Origin of the sequence: Bifidobacterium sp. CP2 (assembly GCF_018555635.1) — a bacterium.
GTDB lineage: Bacteria > Actinomycetota > Actinomycetes > Actinomycetales > Bifidobacteriaceae > Bifidobacterium > Bifidobacterium saguinibicoloris.
On the sequence record NZ_JAFEJX010000001.1, the window covers coordinates 43799 to 61830 of the forward strand.

At 67.1% G+C, this 18032-nt stretch carries 14 protein-coding genes; 4 read left to right on the forward strand and 10 right to left on the reverse strand.

The annotated features are described in order from the left end of the window. Positions 1-15 precede the first annotated feature (15 nt). Positions 16-327, forward strand: coding sequence for a YhbY family RNA-binding protein (locus JS531_RS00150; protein ID WP_214311006.1), 312 nt, complete (start codon positions 16-18; stop codon positions 325-327). Positions 328-690: 363 nt separating this feature from the next. Continuing rightward, the gene (locus JS531_RS00155; protein ID WP_214311007.1) at positions 691-1269 is read left to right on the forward strand and encodes a TM2 domain-containing protein; all 579 of its coding nucleotides are present in this window, start codon (positions 691-693) and stop codon (positions 1267-1269) included. 152 nt (positions 1270-1421) lie between these two features. Here the strand turns inward: JS531_RS00155 and JS531_RS00160 are convergent, their stop codons facing one another. From JS531_RS00160 to JS531_RS00170, 3 genes are all read right to left on the reverse strand, one after another. After that, positions 1422-2936: an MFS transporter gene (locus JS531_RS00160; RefSeq protein WP_214311008.1), complete on the reverse strand. Its 1515-nt coding sequence runs from the start codon at positions 2934-2936 to the stop codon at positions 1422-1424. 202 nt (positions 2937-3138) lie between these two features. Then, positions 3139-4521, reverse strand: coding sequence for a replication-associated recombination protein A (locus JS531_RS00165; RefSeq protein WP_214311009.1), 1383 nt, complete (start codon positions 4519-4521; stop codon positions 3139-3141). Positions 4522-4599: 78 nt separating this feature from the next. Beyond that, on the reverse strand, positions 4600-7311 hold the full coding sequence (locus JS531_RS00170) for a DEAD/DEAH box helicase (protein ID WP_240541963.1): 2712 nt from the start codon (positions 7309-7311) through the stop codon (positions 4600-4602). Between the two features lie 1348 nt (positions 7312-8659). Between JS531_RS00170 and JS531_RS00175 the strand changes: the two genes are divergently transcribed. Then, positions 8660-9334: an XRE family transcriptional regulator gene (locus JS531_RS00175; RefSeq protein WP_214311010.1), complete on the forward strand. Its 675-nt coding sequence runs from the start codon at positions 8660-8662 to the stop codon at positions 9332-9334. A 44-nt stretch (positions 9335-9378) separates the two neighbouring features. Next, positions 9379-10398, forward strand: a complete 1020-nt coding sequence (locus JS531_RS00180) for a zinc ribbon domain-containing protein (RefSeq protein ID WP_214311011.1) — start codon at positions 9379-9381, stop codon at positions 10396-10398. Positions 10399-10458: 60 nt separating this feature from the next. Here JS531_RS00180 and JS531_RS00185 read toward each other — a convergent pair whose 3' ends face one another. From JS531_RS00185 to JS531_RS00215, 7 genes are all read right to left on the reverse strand, one after another. Then, positions 10459-11379 carry a PPK2 family polyphosphate kinase gene (locus JS531_RS00185; protein WP_240541977.1) on the reverse strand — a complete coding sequence of 307 codons (921 nt, stop codon included), beginning with the start codon at positions 11377-11379 and terminating at the stop codon, positions 10459-10461. A gap of 135 nt (positions 11380-11514) precedes the next feature. Continuing rightward, positions 11515-13020 (reverse strand): phosphatase PAP2 family protein, encoded by a 1506-nt coding sequence (locus JS531_RS00190; protein WP_214311623.1) that lies wholly within the window; start codon positions 13018-13020, stop codon positions 11515-11517. A gap of 333 nt (positions 13021-13353) precedes the next feature. Then, on the reverse strand, positions 13354-14583 hold the full coding sequence (locus tag JS531_RS00195) for an amino acid ABC transporter permease (RefSeq protein ID WP_240541964.1): 1230 nt from the start codon (positions 14581-14583) through the stop codon (positions 13354-13356). A 5-nt stretch (positions 14584-14588) separates the two neighbouring features. Further along, complete coding sequence (locus tag JS531_RS00200) at positions 14589-15266, reverse strand: amino acid ABC transporter permease (protein WP_214311013.1); 678 nt, start codon at positions 15264-15266, stop codon at positions 14589-14591. After that, a complete protein-coding gene (locus JS531_RS00205) occupies positions 15266-16105 on the reverse strand; it encodes a glutamate ABC transporter substrate-binding protein (RefSeq protein ID WP_214311014.1) in 840 nt (279 codons plus the stop codon). The genes JS531_RS00200 and JS531_RS00205 overlap by 1 nt, the downstream gene beginning before the upstream one ends. 66 nt (positions 16106-16171) lie before the next feature. Continuing rightward, complete coding sequence (locus tag JS531_RS00210) at positions 16172-16969, reverse strand: amino acid ABC transporter ATP-binding protein (RefSeq protein ID WP_236034404.1); 798 nt, start codon at positions 16967-16969, stop codon at positions 16172-16174. Positions 16970-17206: 237 nt separating this feature from the next. Continuing rightward, positions 17207-17764, reverse strand: coding sequence for a YbaK/EbsC family protein (locus tag JS531_RS00215; protein WP_214311016.1), 558 nt, complete (start codon positions 17762-17764; stop codon positions 17207-17209). Positions 17765-18032: the final 268 nt, after the last annotated feature.

Below are 18032 nucleotides of genomic sequence, written 5' to 3' on the forward strand. Positions count from 1 at the left end.
AGGAACGGACGCCCCATGGCGACGACACTCACCAAGAAGCAGACCCGTCAGCTGCGCGGCATGGCCAACAGCCTCAAGCCGCTCATCAGCGTCGGCAAGAACGACATCACCGACGCGCTCGTCAAGCAGGCGAGCGAGACCCTCGAGAAGCGCGAGCTCGTCAAGTTCAGCATCCAGGACGGCTCCGGTCTCGACGCCAAGGAGGCCGCGGAGAACCTGGCCGGCCAGCTCGGCGCGCAGGTGGTGCAGACCATCGGCAACCGGTTCACCTTGTACCGCGCCTCCAAGCGCAAGGACGTCGAGCACATCCGTCTCGTGCGCGAGTAGCCCGCGCATGCCCGGCCGGTTTCCAGACAGATACGGCCGCCGATATGGATTCGCCCGTTCCGCACCCCGTCCCGACGGGATGCGGAACGGGCGAATCGTGCATTCCGGGCCGAAATGTGCAATGATGGGGTTGGGTACATTCACAGTAGAAGGGAATTCTCATGACGGAACCAACGATTACTCCCGCCGGCGTCGATCCGAACGCCGCGCAGGCACCGTACGGCAGTGACGCCGTCGCGGAACACGTCGAACAGGCTCCCGCCGCGGAACCGGCCGCCGATACCGTCGCGCCCGTCGCGCAACAGCCCGCCGCCGCGCCCGTCGCGCAGCAGCCCGCCGCCGCGCCCGCGGAGACGCCCGCCTATGGCGCCACGCAACCGACCCCGGCCTACATACACGGCCCCCGCATACGGCGCGCAGCCCGGCGCATACGGAACCCCCGCCCAACCGCAGTACGGCGCCCCGGCCCAGCCGGCGGGCGGCGCGTACGGCGCCCAGCCGCAGTACGGCGCGCAGAACCCCGCCTACGGCGCACCCGCCACGGGAGCCTACGGAGCCCAGCCGCAGTACGGCGCCCCGGCCCAGCCGGCGGGCGGCGCGTACGGAGCGCCCGCCTACGGGGCCCCGGCGGGCGCGTACGGTGCCCCCGCGGCCCCGGGTTACGCCGCCGCGGGATACAGCCAGACGGCCGTCGGTACCAAATCCAAGATGGTCGCCGGCCTGCTCGGCATCTTCCTCGGCTCGCTCGGCGTGCACAACTTCTATCTGGGCTACACCGGCAAGGCCGTCGCCCAGCTGCTGCTCACCCTCATCGGCTGGATCATCCTCATCGGCCCGCTGGCCGCCTCCATCTGGGGACTGGTCGAAGGCATCATGATCCTGTGCAGCAAGCCCGGCACCCCCATGCACAAGGACGCCAACGGCTACGAACTGCAGGATTGACGGGCGACGACATCGAAGCCACGATGAAGCCCCGCACGGACCGGACGGTCCGTGCGGGGCTTCATCGTATCGGCGCGCATCCCCGCGGCATCAGGTGCGGCGCGGAGAACGCGACGGATGCACCGGACAGAGCGACCGCGACGTCGGACCATCTACCGTCCCGCGCGCGCCGCGCGGATGCGGAACGCGGCCACGAGCGAGACGATCGAGACCACGCAGATCACGATCATCACGGCGAACACCCACGCGCCGCCCACCGCGGTGGCGTGGCGGAACGTAGCCGTCCCCTCCTCGCCGGCGCCGGCCTGCGCCACGCCGAGGATCGTGGAGAACAGGGCGGTGCCCACGGCGCCGCCGAACTGCAGCGAGGTCTGGAACACGGCGTTGCCGTCCGGCGTGAACTCATGGTCGATGCCGCCCAACGCGCTGGCCATGATGTTCGAATAGCCGAGCGAATAGCACAGGCCGAAGATGAAATAGAAGCCGGACAGCAGCGCCGGCGTCAGATGCATCGAGAAGACGAGCAGCAGGATGGGGCCGAGCGTGGCCGTGCCGATCGCGGCGAGCACCGGACGGGGCGCGCCGAACCGGTCGTACAGCATGCCGCCCACAGGGGCGAAGAACGCGCCGATCAGCGCGCCCGGCAGCACGAGCGCGCCGGCCGTGAACGCCGTCGTGCCGAGCGACAGCTGCGCCACGTTGGTGACCACGTACCCGAAGCCGATGCCGATGATCGGCATGAGCAGGTACGGCAGCAGATGAAGCCGCACCACCGGGTCACGCAGCCAGCCCAGACGGATCAGCGGGGAGAACGAACGCTTCGACGACCAGACGAAGAACAGCAGCGATCCGACGCCGACGATCAGGCTCGCCACCGCCAGGATTCCGGAGCGCACCGCGCCCGAACCGCCGGACACGGCCTCGCCGACCGCCACGCCGGCCTGGTTGAGCGCGAAGATCAGCCCGCACAGGGCGAGCACGATGGCGACGAACTGCAACGGGTTGAGCTGCGCCTCCTCGGTGGGGCGGGTCTGACGGATGCATTTCAGACCGACCGGCAGGGAGACGAACAGCACGATCGGGATGACGATGACGAAGATCGCACGCCACGGCAGCACGCTGGCGATCGCGCCGCCGACGGTCGGCCCGATGGCCGGCGCCACGGTGATCACCAGGGAGCCCACGCCCATGAGACGGCCGACCTTGGAGCGCGGCGACTGCTGGAGGATGATGTTCATCATCAGCGGTGTGGCGACGCCTGAGCCGACGCCCTGGATCACGCGCGCGACCAGGATCAGCGGGAACGCGTGGCCGACGATCATCAGCAGCGAGCCGAGCACGGCCAGCGCCACGGCGGCGACGAACAACGCGCGCAGTCGGAACCGCCGGTTGAGGAACGACGAGAGCGGCATGGTCGCCGCGACGACGAGCAGGTAGATCGTGGTGATCCATTGCACGGTGGCCGTGTCCACGTGGAATTCACGCATGAGCTGCGGGAACAGCACGGTCATGACGGTTTCGGTGAGGATGCCGACGAACGCGAGCGATCCGACGGCGACGATCGAGCCGATGAGATGCAGCGGGACGCGTTCGCCGTTACCGTTGTCATGCCGCGATTCCCGCCCTTGCTGCGGCTTGCCGGCGCGATCGGTGTCGAAGTGAGCCATGGACGATTCCATGCGACCTTCCATTTCTTGTTCAATGCAGGGCGCATGACGGCGACCACACGCGGCCATGCGCCTTCGGAATGTGGTTTGCCAACCGTCGGGCGTCTTGTCTCAACGGATCGCAACCGGTTCCGGCCATCCGCATCCGCCCTGGACCACCGCATACCTTAGTCAATCACACCGGACAACGACGGCATGGCGGTCATCCGTCACCGCGACCGTCACCGCCGTGCAGGATGGGCCGGATGCGCGCCATCCGCTCCCCCACTTCGCGCTCATAGCCGCGGTTGTTGGGATGGTAGTATTCCCGTCCGCGCAGCTCCTCGGGCAGATACTCCTGCGGGGCCACGGCACCCGGCCAGTCGTGCGCGTACCTGTAGCCCTCATGGTTGCCCCACTCCTTCATGAGCTTGGTGGGCGCGTTCCGAAGGTACAGGGGCACGGCGCCGATATGGCCGGCGTCGACGTCCGCGAGCGCCTCGTTGATGGCCATGTAGCTGGCGTTCGATTTCGGGGCCGTCGCGACGGCGATGGCCGCCTCGGCGAGGATGAGTCGCGCCTCGGGCATGCCGACGAGCGCGACGGCCTGCGCGGCGGCGACGGTGACCTGCAGGATCTGCGGGGCGGCCATGCCGACCTCCTCGGCGGCGGCGATCATGATGCGCCGGGCGATGAACCGCGGGTCCTCGCCGGCGCGGATCATGCGCGCGAGATAGTGGACCGTCGCGTCCGGATCGGACCCGCGCATCGATTTGATGAACGCGGAGATCACGTCGTAGTGGTCGTCGCCGTCCTTGTCGTAGCGCACGGTGGCCACGTCCATGACGGTGGAGACGACGTCCGGCGTGATGATCGGGCGGCGTTTGCCCTTCTCGCGCGCCTTGTCGCCGGTGACGGCGCCCGCGGCCGCCTCGAGGATGGTGAGCGACTTGCGCGCGTCGCCGCCGGCCATCCGCACGATTTCGGCGACGGCCTCGTCGGTGGCCTTCACCTCGCCTTTGAGCCCGTGCGCGGAGGCGAGGGCCCGTTCGACCAGTTCGGTGAGCTGCCCGGGCTCCAACGATTCGAGTTTGACGACGACGGAACGGGACAGGAGCGGTTTGATGACGGAGAAGCTCGGGTTCTCGGTGGTGGCGCCGATGAACGTGACGTCCCGGTTCTCCACGGCCGGCAGGAGCGCGTCCTGCTGCGACTTGGAGAAACGGTGCACCTCGTCGATGAACAGGACGGTCTCCTGTCCACCCGAGACGAGGCGTTCGTGCGCCCGGTCGAGCACGGCGCGCACGTCCTTCACGCCGCTGGTCACGGCGGACAGCTCCTCGAACACACGGCCGGACTGGCGCGCCACGATGGTGGCGAGCGTGGTCTTGCCGACGCCGGGAGGCCCGAACAGGATGATGGAGCTGGGCGCGGTGAGACTGCCGCGGCTCGCCGGGTTGGCGAGCCGGCGCAGCGGGGAGCCGGGGCCGAGCACGTGCCCCTGTCCGATCACCTCGTCGAGCGTGCGCGGGCGCATGCGCACGGCGAGCGGACGGGTCACGTCCTCGGGGGCGTCGGACGCCGCGAACAGGTCATGGTCGGTCATGGCTCCAGCCTACCCCACGATTCGAACATCCGTTCTATCATGCGGCCGGGCGTTGCGGCCGCACGCCGTCGTCACCGGTCAGTCGCCGTCGCCGACGGCGTAGTCGAGGAACACGACCTCGCCGCTCTCCTGCGTGGCGTCGAGGTCGACGACGCCTTCGATGGCCCAGTCATGGTCGCCGTCGGAGTCGTCGATGATCTGACGCACCTTCCACGTGTGCTCGTCCCTCTCGTGGGCGTCGTCGAGCATGAACAGCTCGGCGGAGCGGGCCTTCGCGTCGGTGTTCACGTATTCGTGCTCGTCGTAGTAGTCGTCGAGCGCGTCCTCCCATTCGTGGACGCCGTAGCCCCAGTCCTTGTCGAGCGCACCGAGCGCGTCCGGATCGTCGAGGTCCATGAGCTGCACGCGGCGGAACAGGGCGTTGCGCACGAGCACGGTGAGGCCGCGACGGTCCTCGACCACCGCGTTCCTCGCACCCGGCGCGGCGAGCGAGGCGGCCGCCTCGGAGGCGTCCGTGGAGCCGTCTGCACCCGCGTTCTCCCATTCGTCGACGAGCGAGGAGTCGATGGAGCGCACGAGCACGCGCAGCCAGGCGATGATGTCGTCCAGCTGTTCGTCGCGCTTCTCCGGCGGCACGGTGCGGGCGAGCGCCCGGTACGCGTCGGACAGGTAGCGCAGCAGCGTGCCTTCGGAGCGGGCGATGTTGTAGCGGTCGATGTAGCCGGTGAAGTCGGAGGCGGTCTCGACCATGTCGCGCACGACCGACTTGGGGCTCAGCCAGTAGTCGTTGGCCCATGGCACGTCGTGGCGGTACTGGTCGAACGCCGCGTCGAGCATGTCCTCCAACGGTTTCGGGTAGGTGATCTCCTGGAGGCGGTCCATGCGCTCGTCATAGTCGAGGCCGTCGGCCTTCATGTCGGCCATGGCCTTGTCCCGGGCGGCGCGCTCCTGGGCGCGCAGCACCTGCTTGGGGTCGTCGAGCGTCGCCTCGACCATGGAGATCACGTCGAGCGCGTGCGTGTCGGCTTCGGGGTCGAGCAGTTCCAGCGCGGCGAGCAGGAACGGCGAGAGCGGCTGGTCGAGCGCGAAGTCGTCGGGCACGTCGAGCGTCATCACATAGTCCCTGCCGCCGTCGCGGCCTTCGAGGACCTCGATGACGTCGGTGTCGAACAGGGTCTGGAAGATCTCGTCGGCGCGCTGGTGGAGCTTCTCCTTCTGATCGGGGGTCTGTGCGGAATCGTCGATGAGGTCGTCGATGCGGGCGCGGGCGTCGCCGCCCTGCTCGACCTCGTTGAGCACCATGGAGTGGGTGATCTTGAGGTGCGGCACGAGCGTCTCGGGAGCGGCGTCGATGAGCTTGTCGAACGTGTTCTGGTTCCACGTGACGAAGCCTTCGGGCGCCTTCTTGCGCTTGACCTTCTTGAGCTTCTTCGGGTCTCCCCCGGCCTTGGCGATGGCCTTCTGGTTCTCGATCTCGTATTCCGGCGCCTCGGCGATGACGAGACCTTCGGTGTCGAAGCCCATGCGGCCGGCGCGGCCGGCGATCTGATGGAATTCACGGGCCTTGAGGCGGCGCATCTTGGTGCCATCGAACTTGGTCAGGGCGGTGAGCACGACGGAGTGGATGGGCACGTTGATGCCGACGCCGAGCGTGTCGGTGCCGCAGATGACCGGGAGCAGCCCCTGCTGGGCGAGCTGTTCGACGAGTCGACGGTAGCGCGGCAGCATGCCGGCATGGTGGATGCCGACGCCGGTTCTGAGGAGCCGCTGGAGGATCTTGCCGAACGCGGTGGTGAATTTCACGCCCTTGATGGCCTCGGCGATGGCGGTGCGCTGCTCCTTGGAGGAGACGCCGGTGGAGGCGAGCGCCTGCGCGGTCTCGAGGGCGGCATCCTGGGAGAAGTGGACGACGTAGATGGGGGTCTCGCCGTTCCTGAACGCGAGTTCGACGGTCTTCTCCAGCGGGTCGAGCGTGTACTCGTAGCTCAGGGGCACGGGACGGGGTGCGTCGGCGATCACGTCCACGTCGGGCGTGTCGTTGAGGTCGGCGAGTTTGTCGGCGATGGCGTCGACGTTGCCGAGCGTGGCGCTCATGAGCAGGAACTGGGTCTGCGGGAGGGTGAGGAGCGGCACCTGCCACGCCCAGCCGCGTTCCGGGTCGCCGTAGTAGTGGAACTCGTCCATGGCGACGAGTCCGATGTCCGCGTGCTCGCCTTCGCGCAGCGCCTGGTTGGCGAGGATCTCCGCGGTGCAGCAGATGATGGGGGCGTCCGCGTTGATGTGGCTGTCGCCGGTGATCATGCCGACGTTGTCGCGGCCGAACACCTCCACGAGGTCGAAGAACTTCTCGGAGACGAGCGCCTTGATGGGGGCCGTGTAGTAGGAGCGGCGTCCGGTGCACAGGGCGGCGAAATGCATGCCGAGCGCGACCAGCGACTTGCCGGAGCCGGTGGGCGTGTTGAGGATCACGTGGTCGCCGGCGAGGATGTCCATGATGGCCTCCTCCTGATGGGGCCATGGTTCGATGCCCTTGACGTCCGTCACCCAGCCGAAGAAACGTTCGTAGATGTCGTCGGCCGTGAGGTTGCGCTCCCGTTCGTCACCGTCCCATTCCGGGGCGAGCCGTCCCAGCGACCCGTATCGGGCCGTGGCGTTCGCATCGTCACGTGTCGTGTCACGGGCGGCATCGTCGACCGCCGCACCGTCGTTCGCATCGTCCATCATGTCGTACCTCGCGTCGTCCCTCGCCTCGTCGCGGTCCATGTCATCGTATTCCTTCCCGTCGGTCATGGTTTCCTAGCTTAGCCGCAGGAGCGCACCACCCGCGTCCCGTCCAGCCCGTCCCGTCTGGTCCGGCCCAACCGTTCCGTCCAGCCCCCCGACCACTTCGTCACGTCAAGACACCGTCATCACCTTCCCCATATGCGCCTATGCGATGCCGCGTTCCCCGCACGTTCAAGAAGCACAAGACGCAGCGTTCTCACGGCTCATGACAACCCGGTGTCCGATAGGACACCAGACCGACCGCAAAACCAACCACAACGGACCCGACCATGCCGCCACGTGAAACCACCACGACGACCCCGACCATGCCGCCATGTGAAACCACTCCGCCTGCGAAGGAACATACCCCCTATTGAAGGGGTTTCCGGCTCCGAGGGAAGCAGGCCGGCCGTCCCCGCCACCACCGGCGATCCGGATAGAAGCCCGGACGCGCGGAGGCAGGATGTAAACCATCACACCCCATGACAACCCGGTGTCCGATAAGACACCAGGCACCACCACACAGCCATCCGCCATGCTTCAGCCCACACCGCCCCACCCAGCCAGGCGCGCATCCGACCCACGCTACCACCCCACCATGCACGCATCCAACCCACGTCACCGTCCCGCCCCACCATGCGCACATCCGACCCACGCCACCACCCCACCATGCGCGCATCCACCCCTAAGCAGGAACCGGCAGTATGAATACCTTGGGTCACCGCCCCACCCGGCCATGCGCGCATCCGGTCCATGTCACCGCCCCAGCCAGCCATACACATACCCAGCTGCACCCGACGAGCAACATCGCGCGCACCGCACCACCGGCACAATCACGCCACACCGCCAGCCATTGGACGGGGCAGTGTCCCATCGGACACCAGATTGTCACGACCACGCGAGCACGACCCCGCCCCTGCCGAAGACCCCGACGCATCACGGCACGGCTCCGGCCGCGACGTACACGCGGCCGCATCTCCACGCGGCATATCCGCACGCATCGCCGTGTAGTCACGTCGCCGTACAACCGCACAGACCGCAACCCTCCCGCATCACCGCGCAGCCGCACAAACCACACCGAATATCCGCCTGCACGCCCCACACCCGCACAAACGAAATGGTGTCCCATCGGACACCAGCCTGCCACGACCGCGAAAGAACACTCACCCACCCCCGAAGAATCAGCAACGGCCAATCACTAAGCTCCGTCAAGCGGAACGGGGATAGAATCGACGTATGGGGGCATGGTCGCCCTCCATATGCGCATAGAGGGGATGCGATGATGACGAACCAATCGAAAGCACCAACGTCAACAACCGGAGCACCGACATCCGAAACCGAGGTGCGGCCATCCAAGCGGATCCTGCTGTCAATCATGGCCGAGACAGGCTGGAACGCGGCCGAGCTGGCCCAACACATGGGCGTCGACAAGTCGTCGCTCGCCAAAGTGCTCCGCGGCGACAGAAGCATGGGATTCGACCTGTTCGCCGAAGGACTGCGGAAAGCCGGATTCGCCATCCGGGCCGAACGATCGGCACCGCTCATCCAGCTCCCGCAGAACGAACTGCATGCACTGCTCGCCGAACTACGGCGTCCCATCGACCAACACCTCATCGACAATGGCGCAGCATGGCGTTCACTGTCATCGCACCTCGACGACCTCCTCCACGCCGCCGACCGCAACCTCCAATGCATCGCCTTCACGCAAGCCGCCTACGGCATACGGGACCGACGATGGCTCGCCACATTGGCGGGCGTCTACCGTCATCTGCGATGGGGTGACGGCACATCCCGCCGCACCATGACGACGACATGCGTATCGCCGGGCCGGCGGTACCGCCTCCCCATCCCATGGTCCCCGCTGCCGCAATCCATCATCGATCATGAACGCGAGCGGTCGGCGCGCAGGAAAGAACCACCCGATGCCGCGTTCTCCCCGGATTTCCTCGCCTACAACGTGCTGATCCCGGTCGCGGACCTTCCCGACGCCTCGCATTCGCGCCGTCGCCGCCCCGACGCACTGCCGCATGAGCCGACGCAAGACCTATAATCGGAATCATGGAAGTCGTCGAAGAAGACGACGGAAGGGGGACCATGATGATGTATTGCACACAATGCGGGACCGGCAACGGGGACGACGCCCGGTTCTGCGTGAATTGCGGTGCGCCGCTGGCGCATCCGACGTCGACGCACCCGGCGCCTCCGGCCGCACCCGCACCCTCCGTCTCCATGCCTCCCGCGCCCGCGTCTCCCGATCCCGTCGCAGCACAACCTGGAGCCCCGGCACCGGAGCAGGACACCGACAGCTTCGGATGGAGCGTGCTCGGATTCTTCGTTCCGGTCGCCGGACTCATCCTGTGGCTCGTCTGGCGCGGACGACGTCCACGGGATTCACGTCGCGCGCGCAACGGGTTCATCGCCGGCATCATCGTCAACGTCATCGCCGCCGTCGCGGCCCTCGCCATCGGCTTGTCATCCGCGGCGTCCCTGTCCCGATCCGCAGGCGTCTCGTCGGAATCGCCGTCATCCGGTTCATCATCCGAGGCCGAATCGAACGACGGACCGTCGTCATCGGGCACGAAGGATGCGCAGCTGCCCACGGGAGTGCTCGCCCTCTACGACGAGAACGACACCACGGACCTCTCGGACACATGCACGGTGAGCAAGGCGTTCGCATCGTACTACGACGCCTCCTCCTGCAAGCCGTCATGGATGCTGGGTATCGGCGCCGACGGTGAGGTCCCGGGCGTGGACAGCGGCGCCCACTACCGGACCGAGGCCGACGCCAGCGGCCATAACGGCTCCTTCGACCTGCTCGGCGACGTCTATTTCATCGTCGCCTCCGGAGACGACGAAAACGACGACATCGATGCGACGTACGACGCGCATCTCGCCTTCTGCGATGAGGACGGCGGGGACGGCCACTACAAGAGCTGCCGGGCCTTGGACGCCAACGGCGACACCATGGCCGGGGTCCACATCCTGTCGCTCACCGCGGACAGGCTCATCGTCGCCTGCGACATCTCGGTGGAGGATGCGCCTGGGGATTCCTCCGAGGATTCCGCCGGCACGATAGTGGGCGCCATCTACGAATATGACCGTGTGAACGAATGACGCCGCGGTTCCGGTCTCGGAACGGAGCCCTTGGCTCCGAGGCCAGGACCGGAACTCCCCCTACCCCAGCCGCCGGCGCGCCTCGTCCGGGTCGACCTCCGCTTCGAGCGACGGCCAGGACATGTTCATGTTCCTCAGCGTGGTGCGCAACAGCTCGGAGACGACGGCCCTCGAATACCAGCGGTTGTCCGCCGGGACGAGATACCACGGCGCCTCCGGGGTGCTGGTCCGTTCGAACACCTCCTGCCATGCGGCCATGTAGTCGTCCCACCGGTCGCGGGCATCCAGGTCGGATACGTCGAACTTCCAGTATTTCGTGGGGTCGTCGAGCCGGGAGAGGAAATGCCTGCGCTGCTCCTCGCGGCTGGAGACGAGGAAGATCTTGATGACCGCGCATCCCGAGGCGACGAGGTTCCGTTCGAACGCGTTGACGAGGTCGTAGCGCGCACGCCACACCTCCTCGGGGAACGTGCCGTACACGTGCGGCATGACGATGTCCTCATAGTGGGAACGGTCGAACACGCCGATCCACCCCGGTTCGGGCAGTTCGCGCTCCACGCGCCACAGGAACCCGTGGGAGGCCTCTTCGTCGGTGGGTTTGCCGAAACCGTGGTAGTGGATGCCCATTGGGTCGCCCTGCCGGAACACGTGGCGCACGATGCCTCCCTTGCCGGAGGCGTCCATGCCCTGCAACACGATGAGCAGCCTGCGGCTCGACCCCTTCACGCCGTTGGCGTACATGAGCCGCTGGTAGCGGGCGATGCCGGACGAGCTCAGGTCGATGAACCGTTCGCCGTCCAGCTTGTCGCCATCGAACCCGGGCGTCTCCCCCGCGCCGGCCGCCGCCAGCTCCCCCACGTTCACCCCATGGTGGAACATGAGCCGCTGCGCGGGCGGCAGCGACCATACGGCGCTCAGCAGTTCGCTGGATTTGGCGGCGTTGGCGAGCCGCTCCGCCACGGTCTCGCTCTCCTCGATCATGCCGATGCGCGCCTCGGCGGCGTCGAGCGCCTTGTCGACGCGTTTGCGCACCGCCTTGCCCGCCTCCGCACGGTCCTTGTCCCTGCCGCCTTTGCCGGTCTTCCTATCGCCTTTGATGTCGTCCTTGGCCATAGGTCATGATTGTACGCCGCGGCGCACGCGGCGACGGTCACGTACGCGCAACGTGGCCGCAACGGCCAGCACGGCGCACACGCCGACGGCGACGCCGTCGAACGCACGTCTGCGTACGCCGGCGACGGCGACGGGGCCCGCGGAGGGCGCGTCGTTCTCGCCGGCCGCCGTATCGGAGGCGGGATGGCCACCGCGGTCGGCGTATTGCGCGTTGACGACGACGGGACCATCGAACGTCGCGCCCCGCGCGTCGTCGGCGGTCTCGACCTTGACGACGTCGCCGTTCGCGTCGAGCGTGACGCGGGCGCACAGGGCCTTGGCCCAGTTGATGCGCTGCCAGCCTTCGCTGGACTTCCACAACGGGTAGCCGGAGTCGAGCGCGGTGGCCTTGAGGATCGCGTTCCTCTGGTCGACGTGAAGCTGCGGATACGCGAGCCGCAGCACGTCGGCGGCGCCCTTCGGAGCAGTGAACGGGCGCCCCTTCTCGGCTTTGTCCTGCGGGAACCCGTAGGTCATGCGCGCGGTGTAGACGCGGACGGCGGATGCCCGGTCCTTGACGGGCTCGGTGGCCACCGGATCGAGGAAGCCGTTCGTGTATCCTCCGGCGGCGCCGGCCTTGAGGTCGGCGATGCAGGCGGCGAGCGTGTCGCCGTGCCCGTCGGCCTTGCATCGTGCGGTGAGGTAGGCGCGCAGCTGTTCCGCTGCAGGACGGACGGACGAGGCGAATTCGTTGTGCCAGTATTGTCCGTTCTGCGCGGAGGCGCCGATGCGACCGCCCATGATGTCCAGCGGGTAGTGGACGCCGAGCAGGATGCGGTTGTTGCCGGCTTCGGAGGCGCGCGCCATAATCTGCGGCGCGAGTTCCGGGATCATGCCGGCCAGGGCGACGCCCCACGAGTAGGCACCGGTGGTGTGGCCGGACGGGTAGGAGCTGTTCTTCTGCAGCGTGGAGTATCCGGGGATGTGGTCGCCCCAGGAGGGCGATTGGCGGATGTCGAGTTTCGCGGGGAGCCCCGCGAGGTCGTTCGTCCCGTCGAACGTGCTGATGGACCGGTCGAGGTAGGGGCGCGGGTGCATGGCGGCGCGTTTCGTCTGATAGGTGGGGGCGACGTTGAACCGGAACAGGTCGACGACGCGTCCCAGCTGGTGCCGGTCGATGCCTTCGCGCATGTACGTGCCGAGCACGGGGCCGAGCGCGTCCGGCATGGTCTCCCTCGGATACAGGTCGGCGTCGACGAGGGCCCGCTTGCGCTGCGGGGTCAGCCCGTCCTTGCCGGCGCCTTCGGCGCCGCGGTGGTTGATGGCGAGGACGAGTTCGTCGTCCCGCCGCATGGTGGCGGCGTCGAGCACCTTGCCGCCTTGCTTCGCGTTCTTCGGCGCCTGCCAGTAGTCCTTCTCGTAGTCGGACAGCAACGCGACGAAATCGGGGTTCGGCATCTGGTCGGCGCGGGCGGTCTGCGGGACGACGGCCAACACACCGAACGCGGCGAAGGCGAGTGGCAGCGTCATGGCGGCCGTGCAGCAAACGGCGAGCGCGCGGCGCGCCGCCCGGCCGGCCTGCAGGAGCGGCTGGGACGTCCGGAGCGTGCGGGGTGTGGCGGGACGGCGGGACGCGTCGTGCCGGAACGTGCCGGAACGACGACGGACGGCGGATGGATCGGGGAACAATGTCATGTCCCCCAACCTATCCGCCGTCCGTTCATGCGGCGCACGCCGCATCCGAACACTCGGTGAACTCTTCGTGCCGGATGTGCGTGGCCTTAGCGGCCGGTCGCGAAGGCCCGCTTCGACGACCGGCTTCGGCCATCAGCCCGGAAGGCCCGGAAGGCCCGCCCACGCGGCTCAGATCTTCGGTTTGCGGCCCAGATCGGTGTGCGTGCCGCCGATGTCGTTGTGCGGCTTGAACACGGCGCGGTCATGCTTCTCGCCGTGGCCGTACTGGTCGTGGTGGTGCGGCGCATCCTCCCCGGGCTTGGCGTTCTTCGCCTTGCGGGCCTTCTCCTCGCGGATCGGGCGTCCGGTCTCCGGGTCGACCTGCGAATCGGGCTGTGTGGCGTCGTAGCCCTGCTCGTACCGGGTCTTGCGCCAGTTGCGGATGGAGGCGTTGGTGCCGCGATGGTGCACATGGTACTTGCGCGGCGTGCCGCCGAGCGGCAGCTCCTCGACCTCCTTGGCCACGGCGATCTGGTTGACGTTGGACGGGTCGCCGGCGGCGATCGGGGCGACCGGCTCGGGCTCGGCGGGTGCCGCGGTGCGCTGCTGCATGCGTTCGGGCAGCCATTCGGCGAGGCGCGAGAGCAGCCAGCAGGCGATGAAGTAGACCACGGCGGCCATGACGAGCGTCTGGAGGATGTTGAAGTACATCGAGCCGAGACGGCGCGACTCCTGCAGCAGGTCCGTGTACATGATGATCGAGCCGAGCGCCGTGTCCTTGAGGACGACGACCAGCTGGGTGACGGCCGCCGGCAGCATGGCGTACACGGCCTGCGGCACCTCGATCTGGATGAGCGACTGCGTTTCGGTCAGGCCGAGCGCGAGCGACGCCTCACGTTGGCCGTTCGGCAGGTTGCCCACGCCGGAACGTACCAGCTCGGCCACCACGGAGCCGTTGTACAGGATGAGCGCGATCACCACGGCCCAATAGGAGGGGCTCGGCAGCCCGGCGAACGCGAACCAGCGCCAGAAGAAGATCATGAGCAGCAGCACGGGCACGGCGCGGCAGAATTCGACGATCACCGCGGACACGCCGCGCAGCAGCGTGCTCGGGAGCAGTCGGCCCACGCCGAACACCAGGCCGAACAGGACGGCGCCGACGACGGCCACGACCGTCGCCTGGATGGTCATCCACAGGCCGGGCAGGTAGAAGTCGGTCCACGCCTCGCGGTCGACCGCCGGCTTCCACAGCTCCCAGCTCAGCTGGTTCTCGCCGTCCGGCGGATTGTGCAGACGCATGAGGATGAGCACGAGCACGACGGCGAAGACGAGTCCGGCGATCCAGTTGACGATGCGGATGGTGCGACGGCCCTTGGGACCGGGCGCGTCGAACAGGACGGAATTCGAAGTATCGGCCATGACGGTCACCTCCTCACGGCGAGCTTGTTGGACAGATACGTGGTGAGCATGCCGATCGGGATGATGAGGATCACGTAGCCGAACGCGAAAATCAGGAAGATCTGGATGATCACGTCGGGACGGAATTCGATCATCGAGCTCATCAGGGACGAGGTCTCGGTGGACACGGATGCGGCGGCGGCCACGGTGGAGTTCTTGAGCAGCGCGATGAGCGTGTTGCCGAGCGGCGCCACGGAGCCGCGGAACGCCTGCGGCAGGATGATCTCGGTGGCGGACTGCATGAACCCGAGGCCCAGCGCGCGCGCCGCCTCGGCCTGGCCGAGCGGCACGGTGTTGATGCCCGAACGCAGCGATTCGCATACGAACGCCGCGGTGTACAGGCTAAGTCCGGTCACGGCCAGCCAGAAGAAGTTCGTGGCGAACGTGTCGGAGAAGGTGAGCTTCAGCTGCGCGTAGGCGCCGAGCACCATGAACACCATGATGATGGTGAGCGGCAGGTTCTTGAACAGCTCCACGTAGGCGCCGGCCACGGCCCTCAGGGAGGAGATCGGCGAGATGCGCATCACCACGAGGATGACGCCGAGGATCATCGAGAACAAGGCGGACCACAGGGTCAGTTCGATGTTGACGAGGAACGCGCCCGGCACGTCATACTGGCTGAAGAGTTCGAGGAATCCGTTCATCACTTCTCCCCCTCGTCCGGCGTCGGCGGGTTGTAGCGCACGTCGGGCGTGTACGAGGTGCCCTTGGTGTTGTCGGCGATGGCGCGCTTCCACGAGCCGTCCTGGATCATGTCGACGATCGCGTTGTTGATCTGGGCGGCGAACTTGGTGTCGCCCTTCTTGATGCCGACGCCGTAGTATTCCTGCGTGAACGGCTTGCCCACGACCCGCAACTTGCCGCGGGACGCGGAGGCGAGGCCCGCGAGGATGATGTCGTCGGTGGTCACCGCGTCCACGATGCCGGAGAACAGGGCGGTCGCGCACTCGGCGTAGCCCGGCTGCTCCATCAGCTGCACCTCGGAGGCGAACTTCTCCTTGACGGTGGCGGCGGAGGTGGAGCCGGTCACGGAGCACAGGCGCTTGCCGTTGAGGTCCTCCGGGCCGTTGATGGAATGGTCGTCCTTGCGCACGAGCAGGTCCTGGCCGGCCACGAAGTAGGGGCCGGCGAAGGACACGGCCTTCTTGCGCTCGTCGGTGATCGAGTAGGTGGCGAGGATCATGTCGACGTCGCCGTTCTGGAGCATGGCCTCGCGCTGCTTGGACGGGGCCTCCTTCCAGACGATCTCGTCCTCGGAGTAGCCGAGCTTCTTGGCGATGTACTTGGCCACGTCCACGTCGAAACCCACGTAGGTGCCGGACTTCTTGAAGCCCAGACCGGGCTGGTCGAATTTGATGCCGATGCGGATCTTGCCTTCCTCGTCCGCGCCGCATGCGGCGAGCGACATCGTGCACGCCACCGCGGCCACGGCGGCGATGATGCGCCCGGCCATGCGTTTGAATGATGGTCTCAATGCTGTCATGGTGTTGGTTCCACCGTTTCCTTCATATCCGAGATATCCGGAATGCCCGAATCAGCGGGTCCGGCGTCAGTGGGTGAGGATCTTCGAGAGGAAGTCCTTGGCACGCTCGGTCTTCGGGTGTTCGAAGAACTCGTCGGGCGTGCTCTGTTCGAGGATCTGGCCGTCGGCCATGAACACGATGCGGTCCGCGGCCTTGCGCGCGAAGCCCATCTCGTGGGTGACGCAGAGCATGGTCATGCCTTCGTGTGCGAGTTCGACCATGACGTCGAGCACCTCGTTGACCATCTCCGGGTCGAGTGCGGAGGTCGGCTCGTCGAAGAGCATGACCTTCGGGCGCATGGCGAGCGCGCGGGCGATGGCGACGCGCTGCTGCTGGCCGCCGGAGAGCTGGGACGGCATCTTGTTGGCCTGGGAGTCGACGCCCACGCGGGCGAGCAGGTCCATGGCGAGGCGCTCGGCCTCCTTCTTGTCCATGTGGCGCACCTTGATGGGCGCGAGCGTCACGTTCTCGAGGATGGTCTTGTTGGCGAACAGGTTGAAGGACTGGAACACCATGCCCACTTCGGCCCTGAGGTTGGCGAGCTCCCTGCCTTCCTGGGGCAGGGCCTTGCCGTCGATGCGGATGTCGCCGGAGTCGATGGTCTCGAGGCGGTTGATGGTGCGGCACATGGTGGACTTGCCGGAGCCGGAGGGACCGACGATGACGAGCACCTCGCCCTTGTTGACGGTGAGGTTGATGTCCTTGAGGACGTGCAGATCGCCGAAGTGCTTCTCGACGTGGGTCAGCTCGACGAGCGGACGGCCGGGCTCGTCGCCCGGGACCAGCGGCGCCACGGGGCGCGTTTCTTCTTGTTTCTCTGACATGGGAGGTCAGTATAACGGCACCGTGTTACCGGCAAACTACCAGACGGACATCAGGTGTTCACTATATGGGACGGACCGACCGCCGCCGCGGGACGAACCGGCTGCCGCTGCGTTCCTCACCGAAGCCCCTCTCCATGGTGCGGCAACACACCTTCTTCACAACCCCGGAATCACGCCGTTTTACGCCACCGCACCATGCGGGTTTCACCGCACCATGCGGATATCGGGCGGCACCGTTCACCGCACGGGGCGCGGCTTGCCCAGTCCGGCGACGAACCGCACGCCGGGGATGTCCGCGAAGATGGAGCCGTCCACCACGAGCTTCGAGGGACGGATGCCGCTGCCCAGATACAGCTTCGGGATAGACAGGATGTGCTGGTCGACGAGCAGCGGCCACGTCTCCGGCAACCCGATCGGCGACATGCCGCCCGACTCCATGCCGGTCGCCTCGACCGCGTCCGCGATCGGCGCGAAGCTCACCTTCGACACCTCCAGCGTGTGCTTGACCACGCCGTTGAGGTCGGCGCGCGTGTCGGCCGTGACGAACGCGGCGGCGAATTCGGGCGGCGCCTTGCGGGTCTTGTGCGTGTGGACGACGACCACGTTGCCGGTGACGGCGAACGGCACGCCGTACTTCGGGCACCACAGGTCGGTGTCCGATTCCTCGTCCGTGTTGATGGTCACGCCCAGGATCTTCGATTCTGGCACGCCGGCCGCGACCAGCGCGTTCAGCTCGTCGAACACCGGCTTGGCGAGCAGGTCGCCGTCATGCCAGTCGAGAATCTCCAATGTCATAGGTCCCCCTTCATGTCGTCCGTCACGACCCGCTCGCGTCGGGCCCGTACGTCCCGCCCAGCATAGCGGCGCCGTGCCCTGCCACGCCGCCCCTCCCATAGGAATTCCCTATAACCGGTTCCCGGTTTCCGGGCTTCACGGATCGGGAACCGGAGACCTGTTCATACGCACATGGGGAATCGTTGCGGTTCCGCCGTTTCACCGGTCCTTCACCGTGCGGTTCCGTGCGATTCCGGTTCCCCATTCCCTAGGGGAGAAAACCGGGAAC